This is a genomic window from Streptomyces sp. NPDC055025 (assembly GCF_053608565.1).
Window position 1 is genome coordinate 72805 of record NZ_JBSGVS010000013.1, and the last position, 14178, is coordinate 86982.

Consider the following 14178-nt stretch of genomic DNA (forward strand, 5'->3'; position numbering starts at 1 on the left):
TCACGTTATCCGCGTTATCCGTCTTATCCGTAACAGCGGTCACTTCGGCCACTTCCGTCGTCTCTCCTTCTGGAGTCCACTTCGGTCATCTCTCCTTCTGGAGCAGTGACAGCGCGGCGATCAGCTCGGCCTGTGGCTCCGGGGTCACCTCTAGGGCGTCGAGGGGCGCCAGCCGCCGGTCGCGCTCCGCGTGCAGCACGCGGTCGATGTACGTCGTCACCAGCGCACCGCCCCGGTCGCGCAGCCGCAGCGCCCCCCGCGCCCCGATCCGCTCGGCGAGCCGCTCCCCCGCCGCGCGCGCCCGACGGCCGCCCAGCAGGGCCGCCGCGAGCAGGGCCGCCACGGTCTCGGGGTCGGGAGCGGAGGCGCGGTCGAGGTGCCGTACCTCCTCCTCGGCCAGTTCCTCCAGCACACGGCGCCAGCGGCGTACGGCGATCCCGACCCGTTCCGCCCCCTCCCTGTCGGCGGTCGGTGCGGGCAGGACCCCGGCGGCGGGTTCGCGCTCCCATGCCTCCGTGACCCGCTCCTCGGCGGAGGCGACGGCGCACTGCAACAGCGCGCCCAGGCTCTCCGCCAGCGAGTCGAGCAGTTCACGGGCCGAGCTGTCCCGGGGGTAGCCGCGCCAGCGCGTACGCGCGTCTCCGGCCAGCACGGCACCGCGCTGGAGCTGCCGGCGCACCCGCTCGCCTTCGGCCGCGTACGCCTCCTCCACGGCACTCGTGAGCCGTACGGAGGCGGCGTACTGGGCGGCCACCGCCCCGGCCAGCTCCGGCATCCGTACGTTCAGCGAATTGATCACCCCGGCCGCCGTACGCTCCAGCGCCTGCTGGCGGGCCGCCGGATCCTGCACCCGGTGCGCGAGCCAGCCGAGCAGCGGCGCGACGGCGGTGGTGGGCAGCAGCCCGCGCCCGGCACCGGCCGACTCGGGCAGCTCGGGGATGGTGAACCGGGGTACGTCGCCGAGTCCCGCGCGCTTCATCAGCGCCCCGTACTGCCGCGCCACTTCGTTGATCATCTGATGCGGCACCCGATCGAGGACGGTGACCAGCGACGCGTCGTACTCCTTGGCGGTACGGAGGAGATGCCAGGGCACGGCGTCCGCGTACCGGGAGGCGGTGGTGACCATGACCCAGACGTCGGCGGCGCAGATCAACTCGGCGGCCAGCAGCCGGTTGTCCACCACGAGCGAGTCGATGTCGGGGGCGTCGAGCAGCGCGAGCCCCCGGGGCAGGGACGCGGCGGTCTCGACGCGCAGCGTGTTCTTCCCCAGGGCCTCCCCGCCCGCTCCCCCGTCCTCCTCCTGCTGCGGCAGCCAGACCCGGGTGAGATGGGGCAGCACCCGCATACCGGCGAACCAGTGGTGGTCCTCGGGGTGACAGACGAGTACGGGGGTACGTGTGGTGGGCCGCAAGACCCCTGCTTCGCTGACCCGCCGTCCCACAAGGGAGTTGACGAGTGTGGACTTTCCGGCGCCGGTGGATCCGCCGACGACCGCGAGCAGGGGCGCTTCGGGGTCCCGGAGCCTCGGCAGCAGATAGTCGTCGAGCTGAGCGAGCAGCTCGGCCCGGGTCTGCCGGGCACGCGGCGCACCGGGGAGGGGGAGTGGAAGACGCACGGCAGCGACACAGTCGCGCAGTGCGGAAAGTGCGTCGATCAGCTCGGGCCGTACATCCAAGGTCACCACATGCGAAGAATGCCCAACTTTGGAGCCTTTTTGAAGCGTATAGACATCTCTGCGCGCCGATCACGCATTGAGGACAGACGGGACGAGTGGGGCGCAGGCATAACGAGTGCACAACACCCGGGGCGCGGGAGGCCAAAAGCGATGCGGGAATCGCACCTGCCTGCGATTATCGGTTCGCTTCACTGAACCTCCACAACGTGCCACGCACGTGAAGCAACCGGGTCAAGGTGATCGGAGCCCTATCCTTGTCCCGGCAAGGTCACGGAACCACCCACCCGGGGCTCCAGGTCACCGAGGCCACCACCCGGCCCCCGTAGCTCAGTGGATAGAGCAGGTGCCTTCTAAGCACTTGGCCGCAGGTTCGAGTCCTGCCGGGGGCGCTTCTACGCGCGGTGCGCGACCCTCCCCAAGGGAGGGTCTTTGCGCAGGTCAGACGCATCCTAGCGGGCTCGGCGTAGGGTCGGCGTCAACACCGTACCGGCACCGGTGGGACACCGACGACGGGGTCGGCGGTCCGGATCGAGCCGCCTTCCGGAAGCCCCGTGGCGGCTGTTTTCCCGAGGACTTCCCGAAGCCGAGTACCGGCGCGATTCCCTTCCGGGCCCGTACGGGATCCCGTACGGGCCCGTAGGACTCGTACGGGACATATCGGCATTCAGGCCGAAGAGGGGCGATTCCCGGATCATCTTTGCCGTCATGACTTTCGTCACCTCCGCTCCGGACATGCCGAACCTCGGCGACGGCCTGGGGCGGGGGGGGACGGTCCCGGTGGAGCCGGTCCCGGTGGAGGGGGTAGGCACCAAGGGTGGCCGGGGGGCGGGCACGGGCCGTGGCGGCCCGTACCGGCTCCGGCTCAGGAGCCGGTCACGCCGCGTTCCGCGAGAAGGCTTCGCAGTCCCCGGGCGTCGTTCTCGGCATCGAGACGTTCGTAGAGAGCGACGGCCTCGTCGCCATGACGGCGTGCGAGTCCGATGCTGTGGGAGGACAGCGCGGTCCTCGCGAGCCCCGCGAGCGCGTGTGCGGTACCGAGCGGATAGCCGATCTCCCGCGAGATGGCGAGCGCTTGTTCATAGGTCGCGCGTGCGGTGCCCAGCCGTCCCGACTCGCGTTGCATGTCCGCCATCCCGAGCAGGGCGGCTTGCATGGCATGGACGCTGCGGATGCCACGGGCCAGTTCTTCCGCCTTGGTGAAGTGCAGCAGGGCTTCGCGTCTGCGGCCGGTCCCCGCGTACGCCGTGCCCATACTGATCAGGGTGTTGGCCTGGCCCATGACATCCCCGCTGATCTGGTCGCTGCGGAGAGCGCGCTGGTAGAAGACGAGCGCCAGATCCGTCCGCCCCATCGCGTGGTGGACATCGCCGAGATTGGTGTCCAGGATGGACAACTCCTGGCGGCCTCCGCAGTCTTGCGCGAGTACGAGTGACCGCTCGTAGTAGTGGTGGGCCTCTTCGAAGCGTCCCTGGATGTAGGCCAGTTCCCCGAGATTGTTCAGCGCGCGCGCTTGCCCCAGCAGATCACCGAGTTCTTCGTGCATGGTCAGCATGGTCTGTACGCGCTGGAAGGCCTCCTCGTACCGTCCCGCGTAATACAGGGCGATGCCCTGCACATTGAGGACCTCTGCCTCGCCGTATCGGTCCTGGACCGCCCGGTAGAGCCCGGCCGCCCGGTCCAGCACCTGGAGTGAGTCCTCGCCCTGGCCCGCCGCCAGGTGGGCGCGGCCCGACTGGAGCAGAGCGTCGGCGCAGCCGTGCGGATCGTGGAGGTCCCGGAACAGGGCCAGGGCTTCGGTGGCGCGGCGCTGGGCCTCGGCGTGCTCCTTCTGGGCGAGTACGTCCGCGTGCTCGGTCAGTGCTCTGGCCAGGCCGCTCCGGTCGTCGCTCTCGCGGAGGGCCGATACCGCCGCGCCGTACAGTTCCGCCGCGATGTCCCACGTACCCCAGCGTTTGAGTGAGGTCGCCAGGACATGCGGGAACAGGGCCGCGTACGCCGGGGCCTCGGCGGCGGCGTGGCGGGCGGTCGCCAGGAGGTTTGCGCGTTCCACGGTGAGCCATACCGACGCCTCGTCCGTGTCGGTGAAGCGACGCGCGTACGGCGATTCCTGGTCCGGTCGCAGTGCGAGCCTGCGCCGGTGGGGATGGACGAGACCGTCCGCGCGGTGGGCGGAGGTGAGGTAGTACGCGAAGAGCCGGCCGGCCGCCTCGTGCCGCGTGGACTCCGCCTCCGTCCGGGCACCGGCCTGGAGACCGAAGGCGCGGGCCAGATCATGGAGCCGGTAGCGGTCTTGGATCGGCTCTTCGAGCAGATGGACGTCGTGGAGTTCATCGACCGCCTTGCGGATTCGTGTGACGTCCGAGTCCACGAGCGCCGCCGCCGCGTCCACCGTCAGGTCGGGGCCCGGGTGCAGTGCCAGCCGGTGGAACAACTCCTGTGCCGGAGCGCTCAGTTCCTCGTAGGTGAACCGGAACACCGAGGCCACGGCGTCGTCGAACTCGTCCAGCCGGTCGGTCGCCTGGGCGAGGCGGTCGAGCAGATGCCGCAGATCCCAGGAGTCCCGGTGCCGGAAGCGGCTCGCCAGCAGTTGCAGCGCCAGCGGGTGCCGGTCGCATGCCGCGACGACTTGTCGCAGGGCCGCCAGGTCGGCCGACACCCGGGCGGGGCCCGCGATCCGGGTGAAGAGCGCGGTGGCCTCGGCCTCGGACAGCACGTCCACGAAGACGGTGGCGGCTCCCGCGAGGCCCGTCAGCCGGTTCCTGCTGGTCACGATCGCGCGGCAGGTGGGAGCGCCGGGGAGCAGCGGGCTGACCTGGGCGACGTCCCGGGCGTTGTCGAGGACCACGAGCGCACGGCGGCGCGCGGTCCACTCCCGCCATCGTGCCGCGCGCTCGTCGAGCGAGTCGGGCAGTTCCTCGTGCGAACCGGAGGCATGGAGCAGCACACCGAGTGCCTCGGCCGGGTCATAGGGCTGCTGGCCGCTGTAGGCGCGCAGGTCGACGTAGAACAGTCCGTCGGGATACGACGAACGCAGCCGGTGCGCGGCGTGGATGGCCAGTGCCGTCTTGCCGATTCCCGGCATTCCGTGCACGACGGTCAAGGGCAGAGCGGTCGCCGCGCGGTCCTCGTCCTCGGACGCGGGGCCCGCCCCCGCCGTCGGGCCGGGGGCGGCGTCGGGCGCGCCGGACAGGGAGTCCGCCAGGGGGTCCGCGCCGGAGCGGGGGTCCGCTACGGAGCGGGGGTCCGCGCCGGACAGCGGATCCGCTACGGAGCCCTTGAGCAGGCTCCGCAGTTCGCTCGCGCGGCCGGTGAAGTCCCGTGTGTCGCGCGGCAGGTTGTCCCGTGGTTCCGGTTCCTCCGGCGCGGCCGCCACCACCACGGATCCGCCCGGTTCGCCCCGCGCTCCTTCGGCGTCGGAGCCGGTCTCCAGCGTACGGTCCTGGTCAAGGATCCGCAGATGAAGCTCCTGAAGCTCCGCCTCAGGCTCGATTCCCTGGTCCTCGTGCAGTTGTTGGCGCGTGGAGCGGTAGAGGGAGAGCGCCTCGGCCGGCCGGCCCGAGCGGTACAGCGCCAGCATCAGCGAGGCGATCACCCGCTGGGCGAGCGGATTCTCCGCGACCAGCTCGTGCAGCTCGCCGATGAGATCCGCGTGCCGCCCCAGCTCCAGCTCCAGCCGGATCCGTTCCTCCCGTATCCGGCGGTGGTCCTCGATCAGCCGGGCGCGTGCCGAGGTCGCCCAGTCGCTGGTGAACTCGGCCAGTGGCTCGCCCCGCCAGGTGGCTTCGGCGGTGTGCAGCAGACCGAGGGCCAGATCCCGCTCGCCCCGCTCGGCCGCCGCCCCCGCCTCCTTGCGCAGCCGCTGGAAGCGCAGCAGATCGATGTCCTCGGGATCGGCGAGGAGCTGGTACCGCCGTGGCGAAGGCGTGTCCACCCGGGCCAGATCACCGACGGCCTCGCGCAGCCGTCCCCGTAATCGCGAAAGATAGGTTTGGAGTGTGTCCAGGACGCTGGGAGGCGGATCACCGTCCCAGACACGCTCGATCAGCGTGTCGACCGGGACCGATTCGCCCCGGGCGTGGACCAGCACGGCCAGCACACAGCGCTCTTTCACCGTACCGATCTTGAACTGCCTTCCTCCGTGCCACAGTTCAAGGGGTCCCAGAGCAAGAAGGTCCAACATCGCCCCCGATGGGTGCGCTTCTTCCTGCCGTATCCGGCAGAGCCCGCACATCTGCGCGTAACTCCACCCACTTTCGCCGTAGCGCCAGGGGGAGCGGACAGCCGCGCATGGAAGCGCGGCGGGCGCACGGCCCCTGGACAGTGGTCGCACGCGTCGGCCGAGGGCGCGGAGTGCCGCTCCGATCCCGAGCCCGGCCCCGCTCCCGCCCCGAGCCAGGCCCCGCTCCGACCCCGAACCCCACCCTGCGCCCGGCCCCGCCCCGGCCCCGAGACCCGTCCTGCGCCCGGCCCCGCGCCCGCCGCACGTGGAGTGCAGGATTCCCGCAAGCCCGCCGTCCACCCGCCGGGGGACCTCTGTCTCTGGGCCGTGAATCCTCGCGGCCCAACCGGCCGACGCATCGGCCGGAGCAGAGTTACGGGGGACGGAAACGATGAGTGTGACAAGTCTGGAAGCGCACTGGCCTCCTGTGCCGGTGCGTCTGGACGTCGAACGCTGGGCCACACGCCGGATCCGCAGGAAGATTCTGGCCGTGGTCCATACGGTGATCGCCGGGCAGCGGCTGCTCGACGTGATCCGGCTGCTCGAGGGTGACGCGCGGGTGCAGGTGTTCTTCACCGCCGCGCCCGATGTCTTCAGCAACGGTGTGGCCTCCTTCCTGGAGGAGCTGAAGGGGCTGGTACTGCCGTGGAGCCAGGCCGTACAGCTCTCGTTCGATCTCGCGCTGGCCGCTGCCCATGGCAGCCTGCACGAACTGCACGCCCCGGTGATCGTGCTGCCGCACGGCGCCGGACACAACAAGATCACTCCCGGTGGACGGCGCGGGCGCCAGGTGGCGGAGCGCGGGGTGTACGGACTGAGCAGGCAGCGGCTGATCAAGGACGGCACGGTGGTGGCCGAGTCGATCGTTCTGGCGCACGAGGAGGAGCTGACCCGCCTCGGCCGTGAGTGCCCCGAGGCGCTGCCCGCCGCGGAGGTGGTCGGTGATCCGTGCTTCGACCGCATGATCGCGAGCCTGCCCTCGCGGGCGCTCTACCGTGAGTCCCTGGGCGTCAGGGGCCGGCAGCGACTGGTGCTCGCCTGCTCCACCTGGGGCCCGCATTCACTGCTGGGACAGGGGACGGAACTGCTGGAGCGGCTGGTCACGGAGCTGCCCAGGGATGAGTTCCGGGTCGCCGCCCTGCTGCATCCGAATGTGTGGAACGCCCACAGCGAGTGGTCGATCCGCAGCTGGCTGGCCGGACTCGCCCGCGCGGGGCTCATCGTGATGAGCCAGTACGGCGACTGGGTGGGGGCGGTCGCCGCCGCCGACTACATCGTGGGCGACCACGGTTCCATCTGCCTGTACGGCACGATGACCGGCGCTCCCGTACTGATGGCCGGCTTCTCCGACCCGGATCTGGATCCCGGATCACCGATGGCCGAGCTGCGGTCCTTCGCGCCCCGGCTCCGTGACCGTCCGCTGCGCAGACAGCTCGACCGCAGCTCGGCCACGTACCGCGCGGGGCAGTACGAACAGGTCGCGGCGCGGATCACTTCGGAACCCGGCCGGTTCGCCCAGAAGATGCGCGCGCTGATCTACCGGAAACTGCGGCTGCGCGCGCCCGCCGTACGGCCGACCACCGAACCCGCGCGACTGCCGGTCACGTTGCGGTACGACGAGCCGGGCAGCGTGGCGTCATGACGGGGCCGATGGGGCCGATGGGGCTGGCGGGGGCGATAGGGCCGACGGGGTGGACAGGGGCGATGGGGTCGACGGGGCTGACGGGGCTGACGGTGGTTGTCTCGGAGACCGTGGTCGTCCCGGCGACGGTCGTGTCCGGAACGGTGGTGTTCGAGGCCGTACGTCATATCCGTGTGGCGCTGGTGCACCCCGACACGGGTGCACCGGTCGTGGACGAACATCTGCGCGTCGGACTTCCGGCGCGCGGACCGTGGCCCCTGCTCGCCGACGTACTGCTGAGTGACTGCGAAGGGGCCCGGAGTGCCACGGAGCCGTGTACGGCGCGGTCCCACCTGGCGGAGTCGGCCGAATGCCATCCGGGCGCGCTGGTGGTGGGGGTGCGCCTGGGATCCGTGTGCCGGCTGCGGGTCGGGCCCGGCGGCACCGAACTGACGCTGCGAGCACCACGGTCGGTGCCGGCACCGCCCTGGGGGGTCTGGGCCTCGCTGGCCCACACCTGGCTGGTGGCGGGGCTGCCCTGGGCGGAGCTGGCGTCGGCGACTGTACGACTCCTGCCGCCACGCTCCTGTCAGCCACCCGGAGGTTCGTCCGACCGCTCGTCCAACCGTTTATCCGACTGCACGTTCGACCGCGCCTCCGACTGCACCCCCGACCGTTCGTCCGATCGCTCGTCCGATCGCATCTCCAAGCGCACCTCCGAGTGCGCCTACGGTTGCTCGTCCGACCGTGCCTCGGGCGGCGGCTGTTCCTCCAGCCGCCCGAGCGCCGCCCGTACCGTCCGCGCACTGCCCGATTCCGACCGTCCCGCCGCGGAGTAGAGATCCAGCGACTCCCGGTAGCGGTCTCTCGCGAGGCCCGGCTGCCCGCGTCGTTCGGCGAGCCCACCCAGGCTCTCCAGCGCGCGGGCGGTCTCGTAGTCGGCTCCCACGGCGCGCAGCGCGCTCAGCGCCGTGGTGAGCCGGTCCTCCGCCCGGTCGAGCCGGTCCAGGCCCAGATACGCGCGGCCGAGCAGGGTGGCCGCGCGTGCCGCGTTGTACGGGTCGCCCTCGTCCCGCAGCGTGCTGTACGCGGCGTCGGCGTCGGTGGCCGCCTCCTCGTGGAGCCCTCGCGCGAGGGCGACATCGGCGAGGTTCAGCCGGGCCAGACCACCGGCCCGTGGGTCACCGCACCCGGGTAACTCCCGGGCGGCGAGCCGGAAGAACTCGGCGGCCCGGTCCAGGTGCCCGAGTCGCTGGTGCGCGAGCCCCCGGTAATTGAGCGTACGGGCGTGGCCCAGCGCGTCCCCGTCGGCGCGGAACACCTCGGCCGCCTGCTCGAACATCTCCAAGGCCCGTTCATGGCCGCCCATCCCCAGCTCGCCCACCCCGCCGGAGGTGAGCATCCGGCACTCCGCCGCCCGGTTCTCCAACTGCCGTGCCGCGAGCAGCCCTTCCTCGTGGGCGGCGCGCCACTGCTCGTAGAACTTGCGCCGCAGGAAGAGCGGCCACAGCGCGTCGGTGAGCTGCCAGCCGACCGAGGGGAAACCGGCCGGGCGCGCGAGACGGATCACCGCCATCAGATTGGGCAGTTCGCGCTCCAGCCAGTCCAGCGCGGATTCGGGGTCGTCGCCGAAGTCCGCGACGCCGACCGGCTCGTTGTCGTAGTCGCGGTCCATGGTGAGGTGCTGGGGGTCGATGATCTCCTCCGCGCGTGTGGCGCTCGCGAGGTAGTGGTCCGCGATACGCCGCAGGGCGGCCTCGCGCTCCGACGGGGGCTCGTCCTCGCGTGCTTTCGCGGCGGCGTGCAGCCGTACGAGCGCGTGGAAGCGGTAACGATCCTCCTCGACGCGGATTCCGCGGCTGGTGCTCGTGCTCGCGTCGGCGCCGGTGGCCGTGGCTGTGGCGGTAGCGGCGGGGCCTCCGGCAGGGGATTCGCCCCCGCCACCCGTGTCGACGAGCAGATTCGCGTCGTGCAGTACGTCGAGCAGTTCCGTCGCGTCCCCCGCCAGCACCGCGTTCGCCGCGGCGCCGCCGAACTCGGGCCCCGGGTGCAGCCCCAGCAGCCGGTAGAGCCGGGCCGCCGCAGGCGGCAGTCCCTGGTACGACAGGTCAAGCGCCGCCCGCACATTGTGGTCGCCCTCGATGGCCAGCGCCTCCAGCCGGTCGTGCTCCTCGGTCAGCGCGCGCACCATCGTGGCGATTCCGCGCCGTGGGCGCGCCGCGAGCCGGGCCCCGGCGACGCGGACCGCGAGCGGCAGTCCGGCACACAGCTCGACCAGGGCGCGCGCCTCGTCGGGCTGCGCCGCCACCCGGCCGTCCGCGAGGGTGACCTCCAGCAGCTCGACCGCCGCTTCCGGGGCGAGAGGGCCCAGATGGACGGGGTAGCAGCCGTCGACGGTCAGTCCCGGCATCCGCCAGCGGCTGGTCACGGCCGTCACATTCTGGCCGCCCAGCAGCAGCGGTCTGACCTGCGCCGCGGTGGCGGCGTCGTCGAGCAGGACGACAAGCCGTCTGCCCGCCGTCAACGACCGGTACAGCGCGGCCTGTTCGGGGAACGCCACGGGCACCTGCTGGGTCGGTACGCCCAGCGCGCGCAGGAATCCGCTGACCACCTCGGCCGGGGTCGCGGGGCCGGCCGGTGACTGGGCGCCCAGATCCGCGTAGAGCTGGCCGCCGGGGAAGTGCGAGCGCAGCGTGTGCAGCCAGGCGAGCGCGACCGCCGTCTTGCCGACCCCGCCCAGACCGCTGATCGCCGCGAGTGTGGGATGGCCCTCCTGCGCGGCGCGGGCGCGGTGGCGCTCCAGCGCGTCCAGTTCGGCCGTGCGGTCGGTGATGGCCACCGACGGCGGGAGCTGCCACGGCACGTGTGGCGTACCCGCCCCGGCCATGGGCCCGGCCCCCGCCCCGGCTCCGGCCGCGGCTTCGGTACGGATGTGGATCCCGCCGTACACCGTGCCGGCCTGGATGGCGGGGCCGTACACCGTGCCGCTCAGCTCGTTGTGGTCGCGTCTCTCCTGCCCCTCTTCAGGCCCCCGCACCTGTCCCCCTCCGCACCTGTGACTATCTGTCCGACTGTCTGTCCCTGCCAATCATCCTTTCCGTACGGCCCTTCGGAATCACAACCGATCGGGAACGTGCGCTTTTGTTGGCGCTTTTGACTGCGCCGTGTCGTTGACGTGTCGACGTGCCCTCGCCGTCGGCCAGCGCGCCGTCAGCCGTGGTCGCCGAGCCCCGCGTCGCGGGCCAGCAGTGCCGCCTGGACGCGGTTGCCCGTGCCGAGCGCGGTCAGAATTCGGCTGACATGTGCCTTTACGGTGCTCTCACGCATCCCGAGGGCTGTCGCGATCTCCGCGTTGGAGTCACCGAGGGCCAGCCTGGCCAGTACGTCGGCCTCACGGGGCGTGAGCCGGGAGATCCTGCCGCGCGCCGCCAGCGCGGCGGGGCGCGCGGCGTGGTGGTAGCGGTCGATCAGACGGCGGGCGGCGGCCGGGTGCAGCATGCCCTGGCCGGCGGCCACCACATGGACCGCCCGGATGATCTCGCGCGGATCCGTGTCCTTGAGCAGGAAGCCGTCCGCGCCGGCGGTGAGCGCGTCGTACACGTACTCGTCCAGATCGAAGGTGGTGAGGGTGATCACCCGGGGCGGAGCCGGGAGCGCGCGGAGGTGGCGGGTCGCGGTGATGCCGTCCATGCGTGGCATCCGTACGTCCACGAGGGCGACATCGACCCGGTGCCTGCCCGCCTCTTCGATGGCGGCCAGTCCGTCCGCCGCCTCGGCGACGACGGTGAGCTCCGGGTCGGTGGCCAGCAGATCGACCAGGCCGAGCCGCACCAGGGCGTCGTCGTCGACCACGAGTACGTTGATCACGAATCGGCCACCAGGGCGTCGGCCGCGAGCGGGATGTCGGCCGCGAGCGGCGCGTTGGTCATGAGCGGGGCACCAGTCGGGAGCAGGACGTCGGTCGCGGGAGGACGGCCCGGGAGAGGGCCGCCCGTGAGAGGGCGGTCCGGGAGGGATCGGCCGAGGAGACCGGCAGCCGTGCGGAGAGCCGCCAGCCGCCGCCGGTGGCACCGGCGTGCAGATGACCACCGAGCGCCGAGACCCGCTCGGCCAGACCGATCAGGCCGTAGCCACGGGTCGAACCGGGCGCGCTGTTGACGGTGCCCACGGAGTCGTCCTCCACCTTCACGGCCGGTCCGTTGACCACTTCGACCGTTGTCGCCGGCCACCCGTAGTGCACACGCACTCCGACCGCCGTCGCGTGCGCGTGTTTACGGGCGTTGGTCAGTGCTTCCCGTACGAGCCGGTGCACCGCCAGCCGGTGACTGGTGGAGGTGTTCCCGGCGTCACCGGAGATCTCCGACTCGATCCGCTGACCCGCGGCGCGTGCCTCGGCGAGCAGTTCGGCGAGATCCTGGAGCGCGGGGGCGGGTATGGCGGCCTTACGCCCTGTCGCCCGGGGTGTTCCCCCGGGCGCGCCCCGAAGTGTGTCTCCGGGGGTGACCGCCGGCGCGAACCCCGGCGCGAATCCAGGCGCACCCTGGAGCGTGCCCCCAGGCGTCCCGTCAGCAGTAACCCCGTCGGAAGCCGCGTTCGTGGCCGCGTCCATGACCTCGGGTGTCCGCGCGGCGGTCTCCCCGATCTTCCCGGGCACCCGCGTCTCGCTGGTCTCCCTGGTCTCCCCCAGCTCACCGGACTTCACAGCATCGCTTTCCGCAGCGTGGCTCTCCCCGATGCCGCTCTCCCCGGGCTCGTCCGAGCGCAGCGCCCCCAGCACCTCGCGCAGATCGGCCAGCGCCTGTCCGGCCGTCCCCCGCAGCAGGGCGATCCGTGCCACGACGGCCGGTGGCAGCGTCTCCGCCTGCACCTGGAGCACCCCGGTGTGCAGCATCAGCAGACTCAGCCGGTGGGCGAGTACGTCGTGCATCTCACGGGCGATCCGGGCCCGCTCCGCGGATCGCGCCTGTTCCGCGCGGAGTTCGCGCTCCACCCGCAACTGTTCGACCTGGTCCTTCAACGCCTCCATCAGCCGGCGCCGGCTGCCCGCCCACATTCCGAGGGCCAGCGCCAGGCCCGCGAGTACGGGATTGCCGAAGCCGGTCCAGGTGCCGATGCGCCCTTCGAGGAGCGACTGCTCCCGCACCAGCGCGAGGGCGAGCCACGGCAGCCCGGCGATGACAGCGACTCCCAGACACACCCACACCTCGCGCAACCGGTTGCGCGAGGCGAAGTGGTACAGCGTCACCAGGAGGGGCAGCACACAGCCCAGGGCGACCGACACCAGCGCGAGGGCCGCCACGGTGCGGGGAAGCCGATAGCGGCCGAGCGCGTAGAACGAGGCGACCACGCCCACCCAGGGCGCGGGATCGGCCAGTGTGCCACCGGCCGACCGGAAGCCTTCCAGCAGGGACATCAGGGCGAGCGCCACCGCGGAAGGTGCCTCCACCCACATCGGAACACTGCGTCCAGGCTCGGATCTCACCTTGTCATCCTAGGGACGCGCGAAAGTGCCGTACCCCGACGAACGGGTACCGGCACCCCCGACTTTCGTCGTACACCGCCGTCGCACAACAGCCGATTTCCCGCTGTCCGGAGCTCCCTAGCGTTCTTGGCATGGCTCTTTCTCCGCCCCGCACCACAGGTCCCCGTGTTCCAGAACCCCGCACCCCGGAAGGCCGCGCGCCGGGGCCCCACACCCCGGCGGTCCCGGCGCGGCGCGCGCGTACGCCCGCTTTTGTACGGAGCCCGGCCCGCCGGTTCGCCGACCGGCGGGTGTTCTTCGCCGAGATGTTCCGGACCTTCCACACCACCGGAGCCGTGACCCCGAGCGGCCGGCGCCTCGCCGAGGCACTCGCCGCGCCGCTGGCGCACCCCGCCGGGCGGCCACGCGCCGTGCTTGAGGTCGGGGCGGGGACCGGCGCGGTCTCGCGGGTGCTGGCCGATCTGCTGGGCCCCGACGACACGCTGGATCTGGTCGAGTCCAACCCCCGTTTCGCGCGGGTGCTGGAGGCGGATCTGCGTACGGACCCCCGGCTGGCGGTCCACGGGGGGCGTATAGGTCTGATCGCCAAGCCGGTGGCGGAGATCGATCCCGAGGCGCGGTACGACGTGATCGTCTCCGGGCTGCCGTTCGCCAATTTCCGCCCGGAGGAGGTCGCCGACCTGTTGACCCAGTACCTCTCGGCGCTCAGACCTGGCGGGCATCTGACGTATTTCGGCTACCGCGGCACCGCGCGGCTGCGCGCGCTGACGGGGTCCTCGCGGAGCCTGGCGCGGCACGGCGGGGTGGCGCATGTACTCGACTCGTTCCAGCGGACCCACGCCACCGGTTACCGCACGGTGTGGGCCAATGTCCCGCCCGCGCGCGTCTGGAACCTGTCCGTTCCGTCCGGCGCGTCGGGTGCGTCGGGTCCGTCGGGTCCGTCGGGTCCGTCGAAGGGATGACCTGCCGAGGCCGGCCATACGGGCAAGGGGCGGCGCGTATGTGATTGCCGGGGCCAGGTGGATGTCGGGGTGTTGCCTACCGGAGACCTCTCCGGTAGCGTCACCGGTGTTCGGAGAGGTCTCCGTTTCAGCGAACACGGAACGCGGAGCGGCGTAGGCCGGGCTGGCCGGGCTGTCGAAGGATGCCTGCTCGCCGCGGACCTCCCGCATCCTCGACGC

8 protein-coding genes and 1 tRNA gene are annotated in these 14178 nt (G+C 71.7%); 4 read left to right on the forward strand and 5 right to left on the reverse strand.

The window, feature by feature from the left end; genetic code table 11:
* Positions 1 to 85: 85 nt before the first annotated feature.
* A complete protein-coding gene (locus ACWGDX_RS10855) occupies positions 86 to 1675 on the reverse strand; it encodes a dynamin family protein (protein WP_453624386.1) in 1590 nt (529 codons plus the stop codon).
* 316 nt (positions 1676 to 1991) lie between these two features.
* On the opposite strand from ACWGDX_RS10855, the gene ACWGDX_RS10860 reads away from it, so the two are divergent.
* Positions 1992 to 2064 (forward strand) — tRNA-Arg (locus ACWGDX_RS10860).
* A gap of 473 nt (positions 2065 to 2537) precedes the next feature.
* Here the strand turns inward: ACWGDX_RS10860 and ACWGDX_RS10865 are convergent.
* A complete protein-coding gene (locus ACWGDX_RS10865) occupies positions 2538 to 5855 on the reverse strand; it encodes an AfsR/SARP family transcriptional regulator (RefSeq protein ID WP_453624274.1) in 3318 nt (1105 codons plus the stop codon).
* Between the two features lie 430 nt (positions 5856 to 6285).
* Here ACWGDX_RS10865 and ACWGDX_RS10870 point away from each other — a divergent pair, with 430 nt between their 5' ends.
* Together ACWGDX_RS10870 and ACWGDX_RS10875 are read left to right on the forward strand one after the other, a co-directional pair.
* A complete protein-coding gene (locus tag ACWGDX_RS10870; RefSeq protein WP_453624276.1) occupies positions 6286 to 7536 on the forward strand; it encodes a hypothetical protein in 1251 nt (416 codons plus the stop codon).
* Positions 7533 to 8354 (forward strand): hypothetical protein, encoded by an 822-nt coding sequence (locus ACWGDX_RS10875; RefSeq protein WP_453624278.1) that lies wholly within the window; start codon positions 7533 to 7535, stop codon positions 8352 to 8354. The genes ACWGDX_RS10870 and ACWGDX_RS10875 overlap by 4 nt, the downstream gene beginning before the upstream one ends.
* On the opposite strand, the gene ACWGDX_RS10880 is transcribed toward ACWGDX_RS10875, so the two are convergent.
* From ACWGDX_RS10880 to ACWGDX_RS10890, 3 genes are all read right to left on the reverse strand, one after another.
* A complete protein-coding gene (locus tag ACWGDX_RS10880) occupies positions 8243 to 10552 on the reverse strand; it encodes an ATP-binding protein (protein ID WP_453624280.1) in 2310 nt (769 codons plus the stop codon). The genes ACWGDX_RS10875 and ACWGDX_RS10880 overlap by 112 nt on opposite strands.
* 173 nt (positions 10553 to 10725) lie before the next feature.
* Complete coding sequence (locus ACWGDX_RS10885) at positions 10726 to 11382, reverse strand: response regulator (RefSeq protein WP_453624282.1); 657 nt, start codon at positions 11380 to 11382, stop codon at positions 10726 to 10728.
* A gap of 58 nt (positions 11383 to 11440) precedes the next feature.
* Positions 11441 to 12997, reverse strand: coding sequence for a histidine kinase (locus ACWGDX_RS10890; RefSeq protein WP_453624284.1), 1557 nt, complete (start codon positions 12995 to 12997; stop codon positions 11441 to 11443).
* Positions 12998 to 13128: 131 nt separating this feature from the next.
* Here ACWGDX_RS10890 and ACWGDX_RS10895 point away from each other — a divergent pair, with 131 nt between their 5' ends.
* Positions 13129 to 13959, forward strand: coding sequence for a class I SAM-dependent methyltransferase (locus tag ACWGDX_RS10895; protein ID WP_453624286.1), 831 nt, complete (start codon positions 13129 to 13131; stop codon positions 13957 to 13959).
* Positions 13960 to 14178 lie beyond the last annotated feature (219 nt).

Bases quoted from the DNA above. Each gene is read 5' to 3' on its own strand.
- ACWGDX_RS10865 (WP_453624274.1), bottom strand. From the start codon at position 5,855: ATGTTGGACCTTCTTGCTCTGGGACCCCTTGAACTGTGGCACGGAGGA.
- ACWGDX_RS10870 (WP_453624276.1), top strand. From the start codon at position 6,286: ATGAGTGTGACAAGTCTGGAAGCGCACTGGCCTCCTGTGCCGGTGCGT.
- ACWGDX_RS10875 (WP_453624278.1), top strand. From the start codon at position 7,533: ATGACGGGGCCGATGGGGCCGATGGGGCTGGCGGGGGCGATAGGGCCG.
- ACWGDX_RS10895 (WP_453624286.1), top strand. From the start codon at position 13,129: ATGGCTCTTTCTCCGCCCCGCACCACAGGTCCCCGTGTTCCAGAACCC.